Source organism: Desulforamulus aeronauticus DSM 10349, from assembly GCF_900142375.1.
Taxonomy (GTDB): Bacteria; Bacillota; Desulfotomaculia; order Desulfotomaculales; family Desulfotomaculaceae; genus Desulfotomaculum; species Desulfotomaculum aeronauticum.
The window spans coordinates 25,880-47,129 of sequence record NZ_FRAR01000004.1 but is presented as its reverse complement, the minus strand read 5'-3'; the positions used below and the strand labels follow the sequence as shown (position 1 = coordinate 47,129).

Genomic DNA, 21,250 nt, shown 5'->3' with positions numbered 1-21,250 from the left:
TTATTCTTAACTTCCCATAATAGCCATTTGAAGACCAATTATAACTAGAAGACATCCAACAAATTGAACAAATTTCTCCTTTGGTATTTTCTCAATAAACTTTTTCCCTACCCAAGTTCCTAAAATCATAGCAAATCCAATGAACAATCCTATTTTTAGACCTTTAATTCCTATACTTAAATATCTCTCGTATACTAATGCCTTGGTTATGTGCATAACTACGGCTGTTATTGCCTCACTTGCAATATAGGATACAGGCGGAAGGCCCAAGGAGAGAAATAATGCTGCACCTATTGGCCCTGCACTGCCTACTAGGCCCGATAGTAACCCAACTATACAGCCTCCAAGAAACATTGTCTTATTAGTAGGTTCAAATTTTAAGACTTTAAAATACTTTACTATGACAAACAGAATTATAGCCAATCCGGCTCCCCTAGTAATAAGATCCTTTGGTGCAGCTACAAATGAATAAGCACCCAGGATCGCTGTTGGGATTGACCCAGCAATAAAGTAATTCACAGGTTTCCATTCAATTTGGTTAAAACCAAACCACGCCCTAGATAAGTTACCTATTAACTGAGCTACCGTAAGAACAGGAACCGCCAAAGTTGTACCCAATGTTTTTGTTAGTAATGGCAGTAACAATAATGCCCCACCAAAACCTGCTGCGCCTGAGATAGCTGCAGCAATAAAACCACCGATGAATAAAAGTACATAGGGTAAAATGGGATCCAAATATCACCCCTCCTATCTAAATCTTTATGTAAAATACCCACAAATAAAGAAATAACCAAAAAACAAAAAACCCCTACCTAGAAAATTAGGTAGGAGTCATTAGCCCAAGGGCAGTTATGGCGAACTCCATCGCCGTATTAATTATTTTAAGTTTATACACTCTTTGATTTTATGTCAATATCTATAGACGGTAGGTGAAATTTATATTTCTCTATCTGCCTTTAAAATTTTTTTATACACCTTTTTAGAGGAATAAAAAATCCCCGGTAGATGCAAAATAAACCAACATAATCACGCGGAATTCATTTGATATGTGGAGCCCCGACTTTGGCTGGGGCTATTTCTTTTGCCTTAGTTCATAGTTTCAAAAATATTTTTAGGCTAAACGCTTGCAGCTATTGATAGTATCGTATATTTTATAAACAAATGAAAAAATTAGGGGGGAGGAAAGTTTGGTAGCAACAGTATTAGTATCCCTGGGATTTTTACTTTTGCTTGGATTAATCATGATTAAAGGGTCCTATGAAAGACTTAGCACCTTTGATATACCGGAACTTTATCAGGTACCCACAGTAAAATTAATATTAAAGCTATCCATTTTTCTTTTCATAGCCTATGCAGGTTTTTTCATCTTCTTTAATTGGAAACTGTTTTTGGTTTTACTGCTTGTAGGAATTCTAACCGCTAGGTTTACTACCGTAGTTTTTTGGGATGTTGTGTTAGGTGCCATATTTGGTGACAAAACTACCAGAAAACAGACCAAAAAAAGAAAACTCAATAAGAAATAGTAATCACAGTCAACAGAAATGTTGGCTGTTTCTTTTTTAGATTGATCTTGAGTTTCACTACTATATTTTTTGCCTTACCTGGACAACATTAGATAAAACAATATCCGGGAGGTTTTACTATGTGGGACGGTTGGCCGCTTAGCAGGATTCTCTTACTTTTTACCGGGATTGCCTTTCTTATGATTTCCTTGCAAGTAACACTGTATCATTATCGGCAAAACTTTAGACACTGGGCTATGTATGGTCCGGTCGTAGGTGGACCATTAATAGGGATATTCACCATTGCTCTGGCCTTTTATAATGTGCCAATGCTGCAGCTGACTACCAGCATTCTGCTCTTTGTTGGTTTGGGATTGGGAATAGTGGGTGGTTACCTGCATTTTAACGGAATAGGTGAGCGGGTTGGTGGATTTGGTGAGTCCCAGAATTTTCTAATCGGTCCGCCACTGACGCTGCCCATAATGGTGACTGCCTTAAGTATACTGGGTTTAATTGCATTGTACTGGAGGTAAAGAAGCTATGCAGGAAAAAAGGACAAGGTATCCTTCCTATGATGTTTTAAGAGAACAAGAGCACTGGGACGAGCATACCCGAGAAATCGTATTAAAGAGGCTTGGTCCCTTTGATCAGCACAAATTTTTAGAGGATCACGAAGCTGCGTTGGTCTTTGGTATTGCCAGACATATTGTTTATGACCATCGGAAGGAAATCTTAGATTATGTGGTTCACCACCTGGATCAAAGCCTCTCATCCGCAGCTGGAGAAGATCAGAGAAAGGTGGATACCCCGGAGCAAAGGAGTCTAGTCCGGGATGGGTTACGGGCCATTGATAAACTATCCCAAAAGCAATACGGGGCACCATTTCTTGAGATTGACGAAAAAGAGCAATATACTTTGCTGCAAGAGCTTGATCAAGGGAAAGCCCTGCCTATGAGAACCTGGCAAAGGATACCTCAACAAGAACTCTTTAAAAAGCTAGCGACGGAAATCATCAGTGCCTATTATTCTCATCCCGTTGTCTGGTCAGAAATTGGTTATGGAGGCCCAGCTTATCCTCGGGGCTATGTACGAATAGAACAAGGTTTGACAGACCCGTGGGAGGCGAAGCGAGATGTCAACAAATAATCACGATTATGTTACTCACAATTGTGACCATTACGAAGATCACCGCTATAACCATTTAAAAAACAGAAAATATGAAGATGAAGCAGACATCTGCGTTGTTGGCGCAGGCGCAGCCGGCGGTGTGTTGGCCTATGAATTAAGCAAAGCTGGTTTTAAAGTAGTGGTTATTGAGGCAGGGCCCTTCTGGAATCCGCAGACAGATTTTGCCAGTGATGAGCTTTCCATGCAAAGCCTGGCCTGGAATGATACCCGTTTGGTGGCAGGAAATAATCCTCTAGCCATGGGGCATAACAACTCCGGGCGGGGAGTGGGGGGAGGCACCGTTCATTTTACGGGAGTCTTTTACCGTTTTCACGAGAGTGATTTTAAGGTTAAAACCCTGGACGGCGTAGCGGACGACTGGCCCATCACTTATGAGGATTTAGCACCATACTACGAAAAAATTGAGAAAGATATTGCTGTGTCCGGGCCTAAACATTTTCCCTGGGGGCCTTTTCAGGGGCCTTATCCTTACCCGGAGCGGGAGCCCATTAGTGCCAATGCAGAAATTTTCCGCAGAGGCTGTGAAAAGCTAGGGATACCGAGCGTCGTGGCCCCGCTGGCGATTCTATCCGCCCCTTTTGATGGGCGACCCCCTTGTATAAATCGGGGCTTTTGCAACCAGGGCTGTTTACCAAACGCCAAGTTTAGTACCCTGATTCATCATATTCCCAAGGCCATCGGGTATGGAGCAGAGGTACTTAGCGACTGCATGGTAACCCAGGTTCAGGTGGATAAGTTTGGCCATGTCAGTGGCGTTACCTTTGTGCACGATAGCAAAGAACATTTTCAAAAGGCTAAAATAGTTATTCTGGCAAACTATTGCATTGAGACCCCCAGACTGCTGCTCCATTCAGCCTGTCCTCAATTCCCGGACGGTTTAGCTAACAGCAGCGGCATGGTGGGGAAAGCTTTAATGACCCACAGTGGCCATGATGTGTACTGCAGATTCCGGGATGAAGTTCGCCTTTATAAGGGCACCCCAGTGCTGGCTGCCACTCAGGAATTTTATGAGACGGATCCTTCGCGAGATTTTGTACGGGGCTATACCCTCAATGCTCACGGTTCCAGGCCTTTGGGCTTAAGTAAAAATCTAGTTGCTAAGTCGGGTATCTGGGGAAAGAAACTTCATGACATTATGCGTGATTTTAACTTCTTTGCTCAAATCACCCTGGTGGGTGAAGTTCTGCCTAACAATCAAAACTCAGTTATCCTCAGCAATGAAAAAGATGAATATGGCATGCCACGGCCTATCGTTACCTTTAGTTATAACGAAAATGACAATAAACTAATTGCCCACGGAGTAGAGAAGGCTCAGGAAATCCTGATGGCTATGGGAGGGGAGCCAGCCTTTGTTATACCTGATACCGGTCATCTGATGGGTTCCTGCCGCATGGGTAATGATCCTGCTACTTCTGTGGTGGATGGCTACTGCCGCAGCCATGATATTTCTAATCTTTATATTTGCAGTGCCAGTGTCTTTGTAACCTCCGGTGGCTGTAACCCCACCGAAACGGTGATGGCCATTGCCGCTCGAACAGCAGATTATATAATTAATGAGCATACCAAAAGGTCCTAGGTTGATAAGAAAAACGTTAAAGCCCCTTCGGCAAAAGTCCTTGCGAGGGGGCTAATTAAACCAGGAGAAGACTAGAAAGCCTTCTCCTGGTTTTTGACTCTAAATCTTTCGGGCATCATCATTTTAGGAGGCTTTATTAATGAGACCTTAGGCCTTACGTTCGTAGTTGATTTTATATGCTGGACAACTTCATGAATTTCACAATCCAGGTAAGTACAGATGCGATCTAAAATTTGCATGGATAGATATTCGTTTTTTTTAATTTTTGCAATGGTTGTCGGACTAAGAGAAAGCGCTTTTTGCAATTCTGCTTTTTTAATGCCACGTAACATTAGCTGTAGCATTAATGGTTTATAAGAAACCATTTTATCATCTCCATGACGTTAATAATAAAGTAGTTATCATAATTTAATTTTAGTTGGTTAAATTTTAGAATTCAACTATTAAGTTTTATTTACAAATATTGCGTTCATACCAATTATCTAGTATAATTCTACACAAAGGTGGAGATTTTGTCAAAAAAATATAAAGGGGGATCTTGTTGTGGCAGTCAATTTACAAAAAGGTCAAAAGGTTGATTTAACAAAGGGGAGAGCTGGCCTTTCAAAGGTTGTAGTTGGTTTGGGTTGGGATACCAATAAATTTGATGGCCCAGACTTTGATTTAGATGCTTCTGCCTTTCTTTTAAGTGAAAATGGTAAATGTGCAAGTGCTGATGACTTTGTTTTTTACAATAACCTCATGCACAAAAGCGGTTCCGTCCAGCATATGGGGGACAATCTAACCGGTCAAGGTGATGGTGATGATGAGCAAATTACCATTGATTTGAGTAAGATTCCTGCTAATGTACATAAGATTGCTATTACGGTAACCATCCACATGGCCCGTGAACGTGGTCAAAACTTTGGTCTTGTATCCAATGCTTTTGTTCGCGTAGTAGATGATGCGAATGGTTCCGAACTGCTCCGTTACGACTTGAGCGAAGATTATAGTGTAGAAACCGCACTGGTATTTGCGGAATTGTATCGTCATGGTGCAGAATGGAAATTTGCTGCTGTTGGACAAGGTTTTAATGATGGGCTGCAAGGCTTAGTTCGCCTTTACGGCTTAGATGCATAAAGAAAGGAGCTATTTAATTGATTAACTTACAAAAAGGGCAAAAAATTGACCTAACGAAAACCAACCCTGGCTTAACCAAAATAATGATCGGTCTTGGTTGGGATCCCATAAGTAATGGGGGAGGCGGCGGGGGTTTTTTAAAATCCCTTTTTGGCGGCGGCGGCGGTAGCAATGCCGATATTGACTGTGATGCTTCCGTTTTCATGCTGGATACCAACCAAAAGTTAACTAAGAAGCACAATCTGGTTTACTTCGGCAACAAGAAAAGTCCCTGTGGTTCCATACAACATATGGGGGACAATCTAACTGGTCAAGGTGACGGTGATGACGAGCAAATTCATGTGGACCTCTCAAGGATTCCTGCCGACGTTGACCGCCTGGTGTTTGTGGTCAACATCTACCAGTGCGTTCAACGGAAACAACACTTTGGGATGATCCAAAACGCCTATATCCGGGCGGTAAACAGTGGCAATGGTCAGGAAGTCTGCAAATTCAACTTATCCGAAGGATATGATGGAAAAACCGCCCTAATCCTTGGCGAAGTATACCGCCATAACGGAGAATGGAAATTTGCCGCCACTGGTGAGGCAACTAACGATACCGGTTTGGAGAGCCTCAGCAGACGTTACCTGTAATGGATAAAAAACAATATGGGAGGTATTTATTGTGATTTCTCTTGCTAAAGGTCAAAAGGTAGATTTAACCAAAACCAATCCTGGACTAACCAAAATCTTTATTGGTCTTGGTTGGGACACCAACAAGTATGATGGTGGTGGGGAATTCGATCTGGATGCCGTTGCCTTCTTGGTAAAAGAAGATGGTAAAGCTTCTGGCGATGGCGCTTTTATCTTTTACAACAACAGGCAAGACCCTTCTGGCTCTGTAGTTCTCTCTGAGGACAACCGCACTGGTGCAGGCGATGGTGATGACGAATCCTTAACCATTAATCTACCCACCGTACCTGCTGATGTTGCTAAGATTGCTATTTGCATCAACATCCACGAAGCTGCTGCTCGTAGCCAAAACTTCGGACAAGTTTCCAACGCTTATGTTCGTGTTGCCAACAGTGAAACCAACGAAGAACTTATGCGTTACGACTTAGGAGAAGATTATTCTATTGAAACTGGTATCGTTGCTTGTGAAATCTACCGTCATAATGGCGAATGGAAATTCAATGCAGTGGGTAGTGGTTTTCAAGGTGGACTAGCTTCCTTAGCTACAACCTACGGCTTAAACGCAGGCTAAACAACCAATTAACTTGATGAAAGGGGTGCTGAGCACCCCTTCTTAAAATATTAGCATCTCAAATAGTAGGGAGTGAAAAGTGTTGAGTTTATCTGGACTAAAAGGATTTTTTAATAATGCCAAAAATAACTTGGCAGATTCCGTTAAACGTTTTAAAAATAAAGAATTTTTGGATGCGGTCATTGCTGGCTGTGTCCTAGTGGCCGCCGCTGACGGACACATTGATTCTGCAGAAAAGACCAAAATGATGGGCTTTATCCAAAGAAGTGAAGAACTAAAAGTATTCGAGACCTCAAAGGTAATCGAAAGATTTAACCATTTCACCGAAAACTTTGGCTTTGACCATACCATTGGCAAGGCAGAAGCCTACAAGGCCATCATGAAAATGCGGTCGAACAGAGAGGCAGCCCGCGTTGTCGTAAGTGTTTGCTGTGCTATCGGTATGGCGGATGGAAGTTTTGACGAGAAGGAAAAAGAAGTGGTTAGAGGTATCTGTAAAGAAATTGGTATCGAGCCTTCGGAATTCCAACTATAAGATCTAGATTTTAAGGAGGGCATAAACCTTAGTGGAAGCTTTTTTGACCGGCCTAGTGGCCAACTACGGACATTTTTTCAACCTGGAGGAAATTCAGAGAGTTCTCACCGATCCTGTGAGTTGGGGGATTATCTTTTGGCTAATCATCCTGGAAGGACTTCTTTCTTGTGATAACGCTCTGGTTTTAGCTGTACTTGTCAATAAACTCCCCAAAGAACAACAAAAGAAAGCATTGCTTTACGGGATTTGGGGCGCCTATTTCTTTCGCTTTGTGGCGATTGGACTGGGAACCTACTTAGTTAAGATAACCTGGGTGCAAATTTTAGGTGCCGGCTATTTACTATGGATGGCAGGCAAATTCTTCTTATCTAAGTCTAATAAAGAGGAAGAAGAGGAAGCAGAAGTAAAGGTAAGCGGCTTCTGGGTTAAATTAGTTGGTCCTTTTTGGGCCACTGTTATTGCCGTTGAGTTGATGGATATAACCTTTAGTGTGGATAGTATTCTGGCCGCCTTTGCCATGAGCAGTGAGGTTTGGGTTCTTTTCGTTGGTGGATTATTAGGCATTCTGATGATGCGGGGTGTTGCCACTATCTTTATTAAACTTCTTGATAAATACCCCGAATTGGAAGCATCAGCCTATGTCCTGATTGCTTTGATTGGTGCAAAACTGATGGGTCAGGCCTTTGGTTACCATGTCTCTCATACTATATTCTTCTCTGTTATGGCATTAGTACTGATTGGTACCATCGTACTCCATCACATTCGTGAAGGCGGTAAAAAGGCTGTATGATTTATTTTGATTATCTGAACCAGGAACAGAAAGATAAAATGTTCTACCTTCCTCCGGCAGATTGTTCGCTGGAACTAGATAAAAATACCTTGGCCCACGCTCTCGGTGCAACCCTCTATATGCCGGGGACTTCCCATAGGGCCATCAGTAAAGTAATCAACAACGAAATTCCTGGACTTATTTCTACAGTGCTTTGCTTAGAGGATGCTGTAGATGACCGGGAAGTTGAAGCTGCCGAGGAAAACCTTGCTCTGCAACTAGGGACTCTACTTTCGATGAAAGAAAAGGGGAGTTCACTCCCCTTTATTTTTGTCCGGATTCGTAACATAGAACAATTAAAACGGTTAACGAAAGCACTAGGAGAGTCAATTAACGTTTTAACCGGTTTTGTGTTTCCAAAATTCGATGCGGTTGTAGGGTCAGAGTATTTCGAGCACTTGGTGGAAGTTAATAAGAACACTGAAAAAACCATCTTCGGCATGCCGATTCTTGAGGGATCTTCGGTTATTCATCTGGAGTCGGGGACAGAAACCTTACTAAAGATTAAGTCTTTACTGGATCAATACAAAGATCTTGTCCTTAATGTTCGTATGGGTGCTACCGATTTATCTGGTTTATACGGTCTCCGAAGAAGTCCCGAACTAACCATTTATGACATTTCAGTCATTAGGGATTTTATTGCTAATCTTGTCAATGTATTTGGTAGGCCACAGGACGGCTATGTTATTTCCGGTCCTGTTTGGGAGTATTTCAGTACGCATACTAGGTTGTTAAAACCTCAATTAAGACAAACCCCCTTCCGGGAACAATTTGGCTTGGATGGGAGTAGGATTCGTTTAGATCTGCTTGGCAGATATATAGATGGTCTTTTGCACGAGGTTATGTTAGATAAAGCTAATGGGTTAGTTGGTAAAACAATCATCCATCCGTCCCACATCCTGCCCGTACAGGCAATGTATGCTGTTACCCACGAAGAGTACTGTGATGCCAAAGATATCTTAGCCAACGGTGGCAACGGTGGCGTTACCAAGAGTGTTTACGGTAACAAAATGAACGAGGCCAAGCCACATACGAATTGGGCTAGAAAAATTATGACACTATCTAAGATCTATGGGGTGCTGAATGAAAGATATGACCATACAAGCATCATCTACGCAGGAGAGAAACTACAAAGTATTAGATAGTCTCTCGGTCGGTATTCGGGTAGAAGAAAACCCCTACTCCTTACCGCCCGAGAGCATCTTCGGGGTGGCCGCAAGAAATAACCCTAAGAGAAGCTTCTTGTTTGTCAGTAAGCTAATTGGTAAGCATATACCGGTTCTGCCACACATTCCTCTGATAACAGGATTTCTATTAGCCTCCAGAATTGCCGAACTGATGGGGCTAGCGACGAACAAAAGTAAAATTAACGAAGCGGCCAATGTCTTATCCTCCGGAACCAATTGTGATTTTCAATCCCCAGCTTACCAGTTTCCTGGTAAAGCATTATTTATCGGTTTTGCTGAAACTGCCACAGCCCTTGGTCATGCGGTTTTCAATAACTTCACTGGAAATGTAAATTTTCTTCATACAACGAGGGAAAACCTTACTGGTACCCAGGATACCCTCTATTTTACCGAAGACCACTGTCATGCACCGGATCAACGATGTCTTATCTCGGATACTTCTGTAGTGGCAGATAATGACCTGTTGGTACTAATTGATGATGAAATTACTACAGGTAACACCTGTCTGAATATCATAAGGACCTTACAAAAGAGATACCCGCAAAAACGCTATGCCATTTTAACGATTCTGGATTGGCGTTCTGCAGAAGCAATCACACGCTATGGTCACTTTGAAGAGGAATTAGGCATAAAGATAAGTGTCCTTTCTTTATTAAAAGGTTGCTTCTGGCATCAAGGAGAATCCCCTGTAATCAACATACCCTCGATGACGATTAAAAAGGACATTCCTTTCGTAACAACCGTACACGAGAAAATGAGATATGAGGTAGATACAATCTCCGAAGGTGGACAACCAGCTTCCTATCTTGGGTATACAGGCCGTTTTGGGGTAGATGTCTCAGATACTAACCAGACACTGGCTGAGGCGCAAAGAATTGGTTTAAAGTTATCTCAAATGAGAAAAGGGAAGAAAACACTTTGTCTGGGTACCGGAGAGTTTATGTATATCCCCTTCTTAATTGCCAATTACATGGGGGAAAACGTCCTGGTACAATCCACCACCCGCAGTCCGGTTCATCTACATAATAGAGAAGACTATGCAGTTAAACACTCCATAGCCTTTGAAGATCCCTTTCGACCGGGCATTAAAAACTTTATCTATAACATCCCACCTAATTGTTATGAGGAAGTGTTTGTCTTTTGGGAACGACAGGTGAAACCTGATCAGGTAGCCCCCTTTGTTCAATCACTTAAAGAACTGGGTATCGAACACATCGTATTTGTTACTTTTTGCAACTAACCTTGGAGGTGTTCTTATCAATTCTGCAACTAAATGCCACGCATACGGTAGTCTTAAGAACTACCCAAAGGTTCCCAGTCCAGAACCCCTGGGCAGCTACCCACCTGGAGATGCAATTTTTCTTTTAAAGGATATTGCACCTTCCATCCAAGAACAAGGCAATGAAGAAAGGGAAAGAGCCATTCAAAGTGGGCGACACTACTCAGAAATGCTTCCGATAGAATATGAACCCAGCCAAGAATACATAGACCTATTCCACCGATCCCTTTTGGAGACGGGACAAAGATTAGCCCTGGCCACCGCCATTGTATCGGAAACCATCCTGAAAAAGCGGGGAAAAGGGGTGGTATTGGTATCATTAGCCAGGGCTGGCACGCCCATAGGTGTCTTAGTAAAAAAATACATCTACCAATTTCACGGTATTGATGTCCCCCATTACAGTATCTCCATTATTCGTGATAAAGGGATCGATAAAAACGCCCTGGCCTATATCCTACAAAATCATCCCGGCTGTGAGATTCAGTTCATCGACGGTTGGACTGGTAAGGGCGCCATTACCACGGAATTAATTAAATCTGTAACAGAGTTTGAAAAAGAATTTAACATGCTTCCTGACACAATTAGTAAGGAATTAGCTGTACTGGCAGACCCAGGTTGTTGTGCCAATATCTTTGGCACCAGGGATGATTTTTTAATTCCCAGCGCCTGCCTAAATTCCACGGTATCCGGCTTAATGTCCCGTACCGTTTGCAGAGAAGATCTGATTGGGCCCATTGATTTTCATGGAGCAAAGTTCTATCGAGAACTGTTAGATAAGGATCTTTCAAACTACTTTGTTGATACCGTAGCAAGTTATTTTCTAGATGCCCAAAAAAAAGCACTCATCATGCTGCAAAATAAACCCCATGTTGGTATTGATGAAACCCCTGCTTGGCTTGGCAAAAAAGAAACCACCAAGGTTCAAATGGAGTTTGGTATTCACAATATCAACTATGTTAAGCCGGGAGTAGGGGAGACAACCAGAGTTCTCCTGCGCCGAGTACCGTGGAAAATACTCGTTAAGGATATGAAAAGCGCAGATATCAAACACGTACTGCTATTGGCAGAGGACAGAGGGGTACCGGTAGAAGAGTATCCCGAGCTGAGTTACTCCTGCTACGGCTTGATTAAAAACCTGGAGGACACTAAATGATCTTTGCCAGTGACTTAGATCGTACCTTAATTTACTCAGAGAAGTTCCTGAAAGAGTTCTCTGAGGAAGCTGTGGCCGTTGAATATGGTAAATACAACTCCTACATGACCAAGCAGGCTACCGAGCTACTGAAAGAAATAAACCGTAAAACTATTTTTGTCCCTTGCACCACCCGGACCATTGAACAATACCAACGTATTCAGTTCTTTCAGCAAGAAGTAAGACCCAAATATGCCGTGGTCAGCAATGGCGCCAACCTCTTATTCGATGGGATCATCGACATAGAATACCAGAAAGGCATGGCCAGAACTTTAGTCAATGATTGTCTCGCCAGTGAAGAAATACGGAAAGAATTTGGCAAGTTAGACTGCGCAAATTGGTCCCAGCCCCTGCGCCAGGCAGACGGGGTTTTTTATTACTGTATTATTGACCGAGAAAAAGCTCCGCTACTCGATCTAGTGTCCTTTAGTGAGTGGGTAATTAAGCAAAACTGGGAAATGTCGATTCAAGGAAGAAAACTTTACCTAGTGCCAAGGGTCATCAATAAGTGGTCGGCCGTCCAAAGAATTGTGGAAATTACAGGGGATGAACAAGTTTTTGGCGCCGGTGATTCTTTGTTGGACATTCCTTTGGTAAAAGGTGCCCAGCGTGGCATATCTCCCGCCCATGGGGAATTGTTTGAACAGTTTGCTAGCGATGGCGACTGGAACTTCACAGCAGCCTCCGGCATACTAGCCGGTGAAGAAATTCTCCAGTTGGTCAGTGAACTGGTTCAGTTGAAGTGGAAGTGTCAATAGAACCGTCCCCTTGACACCCACTCCAGCTAGTCAACGGGATAGTTTAGTGAGTAACTACTAAAAAGAGAGGTACTAAAAATGAAGCATAGAATCCTCTATCCGGGAGCCTACCCATTACTCCAAGTTAATTTGGAACAAGGAGAAACCATCAAAGCAGAGTCCGATGCCATGGTAGGTATGTCTGCCACAGTAGATGTTGAAGGAAAGATGGAGGGGGGACTGTTAGGCGGGCTTGCTCGCATGGTAGCAGGGGAAAGTTTTTTCTTGCAAACCCTTACTGCACGCAGGGGACCGGGAGAAGTGCTATTGGCACCCTCTATACCGGGCGATATTATCGATGTGGAACTAGATGGCACCTATAGTCTGGTCGTGCAAAAGGATGGTTTTTTGGCAGGTTCGGCGGGGCTCCAAGTGTCTACGAAAATGCAGAACCTTTCCCAGGGCTTATTTTCCGGTGAAGGGTTCTTCGTGGTAAAGGTGAGTGGGCATGGGATGGTATTTCTAAATACCTATGGTGGTATCCATGTGATCAACCTGGAAGCAGGACAACCCTTTATCGTGGACAACAGTCACCTAGTTGCCTGGCCTGATTATATGCATTACACCATTGAAAAGGCTTCACAGGGTTGGATTTCTTCCTTTACGTCCGGTGAAGCCCTTGTCTGTAAGTTCACCGGGCCAGGGCCAGTTATTATCCAGACGAGAAATCCGCGAGGGTTTGGCAGCTGGTTAAGACAGTTCTTGCCCACCTCGAGAAACTCTTAACCCTTGAATGTAGTTACCTAATAATAAGGAGTGATTCCCATGTCGCTGACAGTCATGAGAGGTCAAAAAACAGATATTACCAAAAAGTTCCCTGGACTCTCAGAAATTATGGTCGGAATGGGTTGGGAAACCAGTAATAGCGGCATCGAAATTGATGGTGCAGCTTTTATGCTTCAACAAGACGGCAAATGTAGGAATGATGAAGATTTTATTTTTTACGGCAATCCCAACGGACGCGGCGGGGCGGTAACAGTAGAAGCCGCTAAAACGCCAGATAAAGCACAACTAACCATAAACCTCAAAGCAGTTCCAGCTGATGTGCAAAAAATTGCCTTTACCCTGACGATACATGAGGGACCCAAAAGGGGGCACAGCTTTGGACAGACCCCTCAAGTCTACCTAAGAGTAACTAATAATGGAAATGAAGAGCTATTACGTTTTACGATAGCCAGTGGCTTTACTACCGAAACAGCTATTGTCGTGGCAGAACTCTATCGACATCATGGAGAGTGGAAATTAAATCCCATTGCCATGGGCTATCAAGGTGGCTTAGCTGCCCTATGTGGTGATTTTGGTATTGTTGTATCGGATGAGCCGACCATTGAGACACCAAAACCCCCGGTGGAAAAACCGCCTGTGGAGCAACCAAGGCAAAAACTTAATTTATCCAAGATTGAACTCAAAAAGCAGGGTGACAAGATTAACCTCGAGAAAAAGGCTAACAACAAATTAGGAGAAATCCTAATAAACCTTAATTGGAATCAGAAATCGAGTAAGCCTACAGGGTTATTTGGCTCGATCTTTGGTGGCAGTGGTGGAGTTGACCTAGATCTTGGTTGTTTAATCGAAATGAAAAATGGTGCTAAAGGCGTCATCCAAGCCTTGGGAAAGCAATTCGGCAATTTGCATGCTTACCCCTATATCGCATTGGATGGAGATGACAGAACCGGTGCAGTTTCATCTGGGGAAAATCTCAGAATTAATGGCGATCACATTCCTGAATTTAAGAGAATTCTAGTCTTTGCCTTCATCTATCAAGGAGTTGCTAACTGGGCAGAAGCAGATGGTGTGGTAACCCTTAAGCAACCGGGTGGGCCGGACATTGTGGTAAGAATGGATGAACACGATAATCGCAAAATTATGTGTGCTATAGCCCTAATCGAAAATGTTAATAACGAGACCTTCAGCATTGAGCGCATGATGCGCTACTTCGCAGGACACGCAGAAATGGATAAAGCTTTTAATTGGGGCCTCAGATGGAAAGCGGGATCCAAAGACTAGAAATCAGTAAGGAGTAATCTACGCCATGAAAGAAGTAGCGGTTTTAATTGCAAGCATGAGGTCATCTACTAATTTAGGTATCGCTGAACTTCTTAAAAAGAATCCCGAAGGACGTTCCATTAAGGTCTATCATGCTGGGGCAATCAATGAAGATCATATGCCAGAGGAATTTTTTAATGAGGGCTATACGGTAAGCCCTTCTCCTGATAAGCCAGAATATTTGGAATTTATCACAGGCCTCTGCCAAGAGCACAACATTGATGTGGTTATCCCACGGGATAGCCGAATACTAAACCGTGAGCAAGTTGCTATACTGGAACAAGAAGGATATCGGGTAATCCGTCCTCGCAATGAGATTTCCGATCGGGTATCCGACAAGTTAAGGCTTGCACAGAGCGCCCAGGAGATTGGCATTAATGCACCGACTTCCCTGGTAGTAAACAATATCGCTGAATTTATGGATGCAGTAAAGAAACTACGTGAAGCGGGAGAAGAAATTTGCTTTAAACCAAGACGCGGTCTAGGAGGTCGTGGGTTTAGAATCCTTCGGGAATTTGATGAATTAGATAATCTACTCTATGGTTACCAGGGCCCCGCCATCAATATGGCTACTGCAGTAAGAATACTTTCTCAAAAAAAGTTCTTTGATGATTTATTGGTCATGAGCTTCCTGGATGGGGTTGAATATAGTGTCGATTGCCTCTGCTGGGAGGGTGAAGCCCTTGCAGTAGTGCCCCGGCGTAAGGTTGAGTACGCACAACTAGGAAGTTATTCGGTTCAACTCTTAGAGAATAAGAAAGAAATTATTGAGTTAAGTAAAAAACTCATTCGGTATTTTAAGCTGGACTACATCTGCAATATCCAGTTTCGATATTGCAAAGAAGAACCGTACCTTATTGAAATTAACCGCAGAATGTCCGGTGGAATCACAATTGCCAGTATGTCAGGAGTGAATTTCCCCTACCTGGCTCTTAAACTTGCCTTGGGTGAACCAGTGCGAGATATAAAACCTGTGCTTGAAAGAATGGTTGTTAAACAACCGAAGGAAATGCTTTTGGAGTTACAATAATAAAGGGGCGGTAAAATGTTTAAAAAATTATTAGCAGGACTCGGTATTGATGGGGCAAAGGTCGACTTCATTGTTAACCAGCAGCAAGTGGAACTGGGTGGAGTCATTGACGGAAAAGTTCTGGTACGTGGGGGAGCTGTGGACCAAGAGATTGACGAAATAAATATTGCGCTGGTGGTAACCTCCTGCTATAAAACGGACGATGGGGTAAAAAATGTTCGCCAACAAATTGCCAGCGGAAAGATTGCTAACAAATTACATAGTAAGGCAAACTCACCGGAAATTACGATTCCGGTTCAGTTTAAAATACCCTACAATATTCCTATCAGTACTTACTTTACGAAGTATCATTTTGAAACTAACTTGGATATTAAAAATGCCATTGATGCTAAGGATGTAGATGACATTTTTGTCAAGGCCAACTCTCCTGTACAGGTCATTTTAGATGCTGTTACAGAACTAGGATTTAAGCCTAAACCTCGTTCAGGTGAGTACAACGGAAAATGCCAGCAATTTGAGTACACTCCGACCCAATTTATGAGAGGGAAACTTGATGAACTCGAACTCTATTTAGAAGCCCATGAAGATAGGATTAATCTAATGCTTCAAATTGATAAAAAAACAAGGGGTTTGTTTGCTAGCCTTGCAGATAATTTAGACCTTGACGAACGACACGTATTTGTCACTATCCCCAATCACCAAGTCACTAGCCCCGGCCAAGTTGCGACTTATTTAAGAGATCTTATTGAGCGGGAATATAGTAAAATATAGTTATATTGTTAAAATAATTTATCACGGTATTTACTGCGATTTTTTATTATTCTAAAGATTTTTAGCCGTTGGGTTATCATGATTGTGAAAACAAACGCCGATATCAACGCTGCCATAATCATCTCGTTCACAACCTATCACCTACCCTGCCCTGTGTTGTTATTTATAGTATGTGCTAACAGGACATACGACCATGTAAAATAACACCAAACTCGAAAAAGCACGGAGCTAGTTTTTGTTGCTCAAAATTTCGAATTTTATTAGCTGCTCTGGAGGAATATGGGGTCTAAACAATGAATAGTGTAAGTGAATGGAAAAGACGACACAATAACATGCGGTCGTCTTTCTTTATTTTATGGTATGAGGTGATTCACCTATGAAAAGCCTGTATATATCGGAAGTCAAAAAAGAATTGGCAAAGTATGCAGAGTGTACGGATGAACGAATCACAGAAAAAGATCTTGCCCCACTACCTGAACCGGTACAAAAATTTTTTCGGCATGGTGGCTATCTGGGAAAAGTAAAAATGAGCCAGGCCGAAGTCCAGTGGGCAGAAGTTCAATTTAAAAGGTCTCCTACTACAAAATGGATGAACTTAACCTGTTCTCAGTTTAATTCAGTTCCTGAACCAACCCGTATTGTATATATGAAGAGTACTATTGGGGGCCTATTTCCTTTCGAAGGAAGGGACAAATATCAGGATGGACAGGGAAATATGCTGATTAAACTATTAAAATTTATACCGGTGGCGAATGCCAAGGGCAAAGAGATAGACGTTTCCGCCTTAGTAACGGTTCTTGCTGAGTGTTTTCTAGTGCCAACCTATGCGTTACAAGATTATATTGCTTGGACTGCCATTGATAGTAAAACAGCCAAAGCAACAATTACTTATCATAACACCAAGGTAAGCGGCTTATTTTACTTTAACGATAACGGTGAATTTACGCACTTTGTGACCGATGATCGATATTATTCCGAAAAGGGTACGGAATATAAAAAAATGAAATGGTCCGCGGTAGCAGGAAACTATCTCGAAAAAAATGGCATACGCATGCCAACTTACTTTAAGGCTATCTGGCATACAGAAAAAGGAGATTATGAATATTTTAAAGGAACCATAAATGCGGTTAGACCACTGAAAATAATCGAATTGAGATGATTGCAAAAGAAAGGACTCGGACATTGATGCATTTTAGACAAGCTACAACAGGTGATCTTGATATGATTTTAGCCATAGAAAATCAGTCTTTTAAAAATGGTATAAAGGAATCCCCGCAGGTCTTTTTGGAGCGAATCGAAGTCTTCCCGGAAGGTTTTCTTTTGCTGGAGACAGACGAATCTGCTGATCCCATAGGTTATATTTGTTCAGAGTTGTGGTCAAGTAAAAAAGATTTATCAGCTGAAAACCTTAGCTTAGGCCATTCCATTAAAAAAGTACATAGTCACCAGGGGCAGGAACTTTATGTCTCTTCCATGGGTGTGCTGCCGGAATACCGAGGCCGGGGATATGGGGGGAGAATGCTGCGGCATCTTATTACAAAAGCCAGCAAAGATTTCCCCCAAGTAAACAGTGTTCTCCTAATTGTCTCTGAAAAATGGCCCGCAGCTAGGAAAACCTATCTAAAATTAGGCTTTGAACAAGTTGACCTGATACCGGCTTTTTTTCAGCCGGTCGGTTTAAAGAGTGAACCGGGTATCGTTATGAAAAAGATGCTCTAAAAATTTTCCATAACCGCTATTGTTGGAGGCTAAAAATGAAACAGCTTATCCTGGCAGAAAAACCATCTGTGGGGAGAGATATCGTCAACGCCATTGGTGGTTCTTTTACCAAACGGGATGGGTATTTTGAAAACGACCAGTATATTGTCAGTTGGGCCATTGGTCACCTGGTAGAATTATTTGAACCGGAGGATTACAATCCTAGCTTAAAAAGATGGCAACTTTCAACTTTGCCTATTATACCGGATTCCTTTCAATTAAAACCAAACCCCAAAACCATTAAACAGTACCAAGTAGTCAAACAGCTTCTGAGTCGACCGGATGTGGAACTAATTGCCGGGACGGATGCCGGGCGAGAAGGGGAGCTAATTCTACGCTATATTATGCGTTTAGCAGGTTACAACCGCCCCTTTAAACGCCTCTGGTTATCCGAAACAACACCGGAGGCTATTAGAAAAGGGCTGGCCAATCCTTTGCCGGGACATGGTAAGGATTTATTGGCTGCAGCAGCAGAGTCCAGGTCCTACTCGGACTGGTTAATTGGTATTAATGCTACCCGCGTCTTTACCAAGAAACACGGAGATTTATTTTCTATCGGTCGAGTGCAAACGCCAACCTTAGGAATTATTGTAGCTAGAGAAAGAGAAATTAAGACCTTTACACCGGTCCAGTACTGGGAGCTATTAGCAGATTTCACCAAGCATGATGGACAGACGTATCAAGGTAAGTGGTTTAAGAATAAGGACGAAACCCGCTTTGATCAAGAAGCAGATGCTATCAAGATAAAGGATAAAATTGCTGGACAAACCGGTTCCATCATCAAAATGGAAGAAAAGAACCTGTCCGAGGCACCACCTACCTTGTTTAATTTAAATGATTTACAGAAAGAAGCTAATAAAAAGTTTGGTTTTACTGCCAGCCAAACACTGGAAATAGCCCAGTCCCTCTATGAGAAACATAAACTATTGAGCTATCCCAGAACGGAGTTTAAGCACTTAACCAATGAATTGGCAAAGACTATCCCCTCTCGTCTGGGCGCCCTGGAAGCAGTACCCGGCTATGCCCACTATGTGGCCTACGCTAAAAAGGCACCTAAGCCGGGAAAGAGGTTTATTGATGATTCTAAGGTGGGAGATCACCATGCCTTGATTCCAACCAATGTAAAACCAACCTCAAATCTATCTTCCCAGGAGGCTAAAATCTATAATCTGGTAGCCCGTAGATTTTTAGCCATGTTTTTTCCTGCTGCTGAATACAAACAAACCAAAATTACCACAGCAGTAATTGGTGAAACCTTCCAAACCTCCGGCAGAATCGAGCTAAGTCCGGGTTGGAAGGAGGTAATCCCGCCGCAGCTCAAAGGCGATAAAAAGGATAAAGAGGAAGAAGAAGTTTTACTGCCGCCCTTAGTCAAAGGGGAAAATGTTGTTATCTCCAAGACAGCCTTAAAACAGAAAAAAACCGAACCACCTAAAAGATACACCGAGGGGACACTACTGGCAGTCATGGAAGGCGCCGGAAAATTTGTTGATGATCAAGCCTTAAAGGATGTCATGAAGGGACACGGACTGGGAACCAGTGCAACCAGGGCCGCCATCATTGAAAGACTGATTAAGGTAGGTTACTTAGAAAGAAAGGGTAAGGCATTAATCCCTACCGAAAAGGGCGAAACACTAGCCGATTTAGTACCAGAAGTGGTTTCCAGCCCACAAATGACCGGTGAATGGGAGAAAGCACTGATTGATATCGAAGCAGGCCAAGTCAATCCCACTGACTTTATGACGGGTATTGTTGAGTTAACCAAAAGGATTGTTAACCTGATTAAAGAACAGCCTACCAAAGGCAATAACCCTAACGCCAAGCAGGTAGTCGGCCCATGTCCGGTATGCGGCAGGGATATTGTAGAGTATCCAAAAAATTTTGCTTGTTCCGGGTACCGTGAGGGATGTAAATTCTCCCTGGGTAAACAGATTTTACAGAAAGCAATCTCTTTTGAAGAAGCCAAACAGTTAGTAACAGAAGGAAAAATACTCTGCACAGGATTTACTTCTGCCAAGACAGGGAAAAAGTTTGATGCCGCATTAGTCCTTAAGCAGGGTAAAATTTCTTTTGATTTTTCCTAACTAAATAATGTCTAAAAGCCAGGGGGACCTGGCTTTTAGACATTCACATTTAAAAAGATAACAACCCTGTCTGACCCGCCCAATGCAAGGAAAACATCAGTATGATACCCAGACCCACTGTAGCTAGAATACTTCGGCTTTTATAGGCCACCAGAGAAGCGAAGATACCCGCCAATAAGTAGTGATTTTGCAAAGATAAATCAAGATACCCCTTGGGGAGAAGCAGGCTTGGTAGAATTAAAGCTGTTAATATGGCGGTGGGAACATGTTTTAACCATCCTTCTAAAAAGGCGGGTACGCCAGTTTGACGAAACAGAATCAAACAACCAAATCTGGTGACAAAGGTAACTACCGCCATACCAAGAATAATCAATAAAATATCACTTCTCATGACCACGCATCCTTTCCATAATGGAACCAATAACACTGGCAACCAGACAGGCGACAATAATATACCACTTGCCAGGTAGATACAATGCCGCTAAAACCGCAATGATGCCTGATAAAGTGCAGACCAATAGACTAATCCGATCCACCAAACGAGGAATTAAAAGCACCAGAAAAGTTGCCGTCATGGCGAAGTCTAGCCCCCATTCCAAGCAATTGGCTAGATAACCACCCATCATAACCCCGAAAACAGTAGAGATGACCCAGGTAAGATAAAGGCTCATGCTGACACTCAATTGGTAATAGGGGCTATACCCAACTTTATAAATTCGGTTAGCTGTCAATGCATAGGATTCATCGACCATACCAAAGGACAGCAAAGCTTGAAAGGGAAGGGGCAGTTTCATCATATAGGGGGCTAAGGAAGCACCCATTATAAAATGCCTTAAATTGATTAAAAATGTAGTAAAAACAATGATACTCCAATCTGCGATGCCTGCACCCAGCATGGTCATAGCAACAAACTGGGATGCCCCAGCAAAAACCAGTAACGACATCAAAATTGTTTCCACATGAGTTAGACCCGTGGTAATTCCGATAATGCCACAGGTGATGCCAAAGGGGATGACTCCCAACAAAACCGGAATGCTTTCCCGCAATCCTTGACTTACATCTAGTACCTGCAAATTCCCTGCTTGGGCAACCACAGGCTTTGCCATATTTGC

General features: G+C 42.7%; 24 protein-coding genes and 1 riboswitch. Of the genes, 20 read left to right on the top strand and 4 right to left on the bottom strand.

All coding sequences use genetic code 11. The features are described 5' to 3' along the window. Nucleotides 1-6: 6 nt before the first annotated feature. Complete coding sequence (locus BUA78_RS00240; protein ID WP_207650472.1) at nt 7-735, bottom strand: sulfite exporter TauE/SafE family protein; 729 nt, start codon at nt 733-735, stop codon at nt 7-9. Nucleotides 736-818: 83 nt separating this feature from the next. After that, nucleotides 819-878, bottom strand: a riboswitch (Fluoride riboswitch). A gap of 309 nt (nt 879-1,187) precedes the next feature. Between BUA78_RS00240 and BUA78_RS00235 the strand changes: the two genes are divergently transcribed. From BUA78_RS00235 to BUA78_RS00220, 4 genes are all read left to right on the top strand, one after another. Next, nucleotides 1,188-1,523, top strand: a complete 336-nt coding sequence (locus tag BUA78_RS00235) for a hypothetical protein (RefSeq protein ID WP_072910273.1) — start codon at nt 1,188-1,190, stop codon at nt 1,521-1,523. A 119-nt stretch (nt 1,524-1,642) separates the two neighbouring features. Beyond that, nucleotides 1,643-2,035, top strand: coding sequence for a hypothetical protein (locus BUA78_RS00230; RefSeq protein WP_072910272.1), 393 nt, complete (start codon nt 1,643-1,645; stop codon nt 2,033-2,035). A 7-nt stretch (nt 2,036-2,042) separates the two neighbouring features. Next, nucleotides 2,043-2,648, top strand: coding sequence for a gluconate 2-dehydrogenase subunit 3 family protein (locus BUA78_RS00225; RefSeq protein ID WP_072910271.1), 606 nt, complete (start codon nt 2,043-2,045; stop codon nt 2,646-2,648). Continuing rightward, nucleotides 2,635-4,266, top strand: coding sequence for a GMC family oxidoreductase (locus tag BUA78_RS00220; RefSeq protein WP_072910270.1), 1,632 nt, complete (start codon nt 2,635-2,637; stop codon nt 4,264-4,266). Before BUA78_RS00225 ends, BUA78_RS00220 begins: the two co-directional genes overlap by 14 nt. Nucleotides 4,267-4,337: 71 nt before the next feature. Here the strand turns inward: BUA78_RS00220 and BUA78_RS00215 are convergent, their stop codons facing one another. Beyond that, nucleotides 4,338-4,631, bottom strand: coding sequence for a helix-turn-helix domain-containing protein (locus tag BUA78_RS00215; protein WP_072910269.1), 294 nt, complete (start codon nt 4,629-4,631; stop codon nt 4,338-4,340). Nucleotides 4,632-4,809: 178 nt separating this feature from the next. On the opposite strand from BUA78_RS00215, the gene BUA78_RS00210 reads away from it, so the two are divergent. From BUA78_RS00210 to BUA78_RS00135, 16 genes are all read left to right on the top strand, one after another. Continuing rightward, a complete protein-coding gene (locus BUA78_RS00210) occupies nt 4,810-5,385 on the top strand; it encodes a TerD family protein (protein WP_072910268.1) in 576 nt (191 codons plus the stop codon). Nucleotides 5,386-5,402: 17 nt separating this feature from the next. Next, nucleotides 5,403-6,020: a TerD family protein gene (locus tag BUA78_RS00205; protein WP_072910267.1), complete on the top strand. Its 618-nt coding sequence runs from the start codon at nt 5,403-5,405 to the stop codon at nt 6,018-6,020. Nucleotides 6,021-6,048: 28 nt separating this feature from the next. Further along, nucleotides 6,049-6,630: a TerD family protein gene (locus BUA78_RS00200; RefSeq protein WP_072910266.1), complete on the top strand. Its 582-nt coding sequence runs from the start codon at nt 6,049-6,051 to the stop codon at nt 6,628-6,630. 82 nt (nt 6,631-6,712) lie between these two features. Further along, nucleotides 6,713-7,165: a tellurite resistance TerB family protein gene (locus tag BUA78_RS00195; RefSeq protein ID WP_072910265.1), complete on the top strand. Its 453-nt coding sequence runs from the start codon at nt 6,713-6,715 to the stop codon at nt 7,163-7,165. 31 nt (nt 7,166-7,196) lie between these two features. Beyond that, the gene (locus tag BUA78_RS00190) at nt 7,197-7,955 is read left to right on the top strand and encodes a TerC family protein (protein WP_072910264.1); all 759 of its coding nucleotides are present in this window, start codon (nt 7,197-7,199) and stop codon (nt 7,953-7,955) included. Beyond that, the gene (locus tag BUA78_RS00185) at nt 7,952-9,139 is read left to right on the top strand and encodes an HpcH/HpaI aldolase/citrate lyase family protein (RefSeq protein WP_072910263.1); all 1,188 of its coding nucleotides are present in this window, start codon (nt 7,952-7,954) and stop codon (nt 9,137-9,139) included. The genes BUA78_RS00190 and BUA78_RS00185 overlap by 4 nt, the downstream gene beginning before the upstream one ends. Further along, the gene (locus tag BUA78_RS00180) at nt 9,078-10,421 is read left to right on the top strand and encodes a phosphoribosyltransferase family protein (RefSeq protein WP_072910262.1); all 1,344 of its coding nucleotides are present in this window, start codon (nt 9,078-9,080) and stop codon (nt 10,419-10,421) included. The genes BUA78_RS00185 and BUA78_RS00180 overlap by 62 nt, the downstream gene beginning before the upstream one ends. Continuing rightward, entirely contained in the window at nt 10,360-11,613 is a 1,254-nt protein-coding gene (locus BUA78_RS00175) for a cysteine protease StiP family protein (RefSeq protein WP_338011582.1), read from the top strand. The genes BUA78_RS00180 and BUA78_RS00175 overlap by 62 nt, the downstream gene beginning before the upstream one ends. Beyond that, entirely contained in the window at nt 11,610-12,410 is an 801-nt protein-coding gene (locus tag BUA78_RS00170) for an HAD family hydrolase (protein ID WP_072910261.1), read from the top strand. Before BUA78_RS00175 ends, BUA78_RS00170 begins: the two co-directional genes overlap by 4 nt. A 78-nt stretch (nt 12,411-12,488) precedes the next feature. After that, complete coding sequence (locus BUA78_RS00165) at nt 12,489-13,175, top strand: TIGR00266 family protein (protein WP_072910260.1); 687 nt, start codon at nt 12,489-12,491, stop codon at nt 13,173-13,175. Nucleotides 13,176-13,214: 39 nt separating this feature from the next. Next, nucleotides 13,215-14,456, top strand: a complete 1,242-nt coding sequence (locus tag BUA78_RS00160) for a TerD family protein (RefSeq protein ID WP_072910259.1) — start codon at nt 13,215-13,217, stop codon at nt 14,454-14,456. A 25-nt stretch (nt 14,457-14,481) separates the two neighbouring features. Further along, nucleotides 14,482-15,525 (top strand): ATP-grasp domain-containing protein, encoded by a 1,044-nt coding sequence (locus BUA78_RS00155; protein ID WP_072910258.1) that lies wholly within the window; start codon nt 14,482-14,484, stop codon nt 15,523-15,525. A gap of 15 nt (nt 15,526-15,540) precedes the next feature. Beyond that, complete coding sequence (locus tag BUA78_RS00150) at nt 15,541-16,296, top strand: sporulation protein (protein ID WP_072910257.1); 756 nt, start codon at nt 15,541-15,543, stop codon at nt 16,294-16,296. Between the two features lie 376 nt (nt 16,297-16,672). Continuing rightward, nucleotides 16,673-17,455, top strand: a complete 783-nt coding sequence (locus tag BUA78_RS00145) for a DUF6544 family protein (protein ID WP_072910256.1) — start codon at nt 16,673-16,675, stop codon at nt 17,453-17,455. Nucleotides 17,456-17,481: 26 nt separating this feature from the next. Continuing rightward, nucleotides 17,482-18,015: a GNAT family N-acetyltransferase gene (locus BUA78_RS00140; protein WP_072910255.1), complete on the top strand. Its 534-nt coding sequence runs from the start codon at nt 17,482-17,484 to the stop codon at nt 18,013-18,015. A gap of 35 nt (nt 18,016-18,050) precedes the next feature. Further along, nucleotides 18,051-20,138, top strand: a complete 2,088-nt coding sequence (locus BUA78_RS00135; RefSeq protein WP_072910254.1) for a DNA topoisomerase III — start codon at nt 18,051-18,053, stop codon at nt 20,136-20,138. 49 nt (nt 20,139-20,187) lie between these two features. On the opposite strand, the gene BUA78_RS00130 is transcribed toward BUA78_RS00135, so the two are convergent. Together BUA78_RS00130 and BUA78_RS00125 are read right to left on the bottom strand one after the other, a co-directional pair. Continuing rightward, entirely contained in the window at nt 20,188-20,529 is a 342-nt protein-coding gene (locus BUA78_RS00130) for an AzlD domain-containing protein (protein ID WP_072910253.1), read from the bottom strand. Further along, the gene (locus tag BUA78_RS00125) at nt 20,519-21,244 is read right to left on the bottom strand and encodes an AzlC family ABC transporter permease (protein WP_139257205.1); all 726 of its coding nucleotides are present in this window, start codon (nt 21,242-21,244) and stop codon (nt 20,519-20,521) included. Before BUA78_RS00125 ends, BUA78_RS00130 begins: the two co-directional genes overlap by 11 nt. Nucleotides 21,245-21,250: the final 6 nt, after the last annotated feature.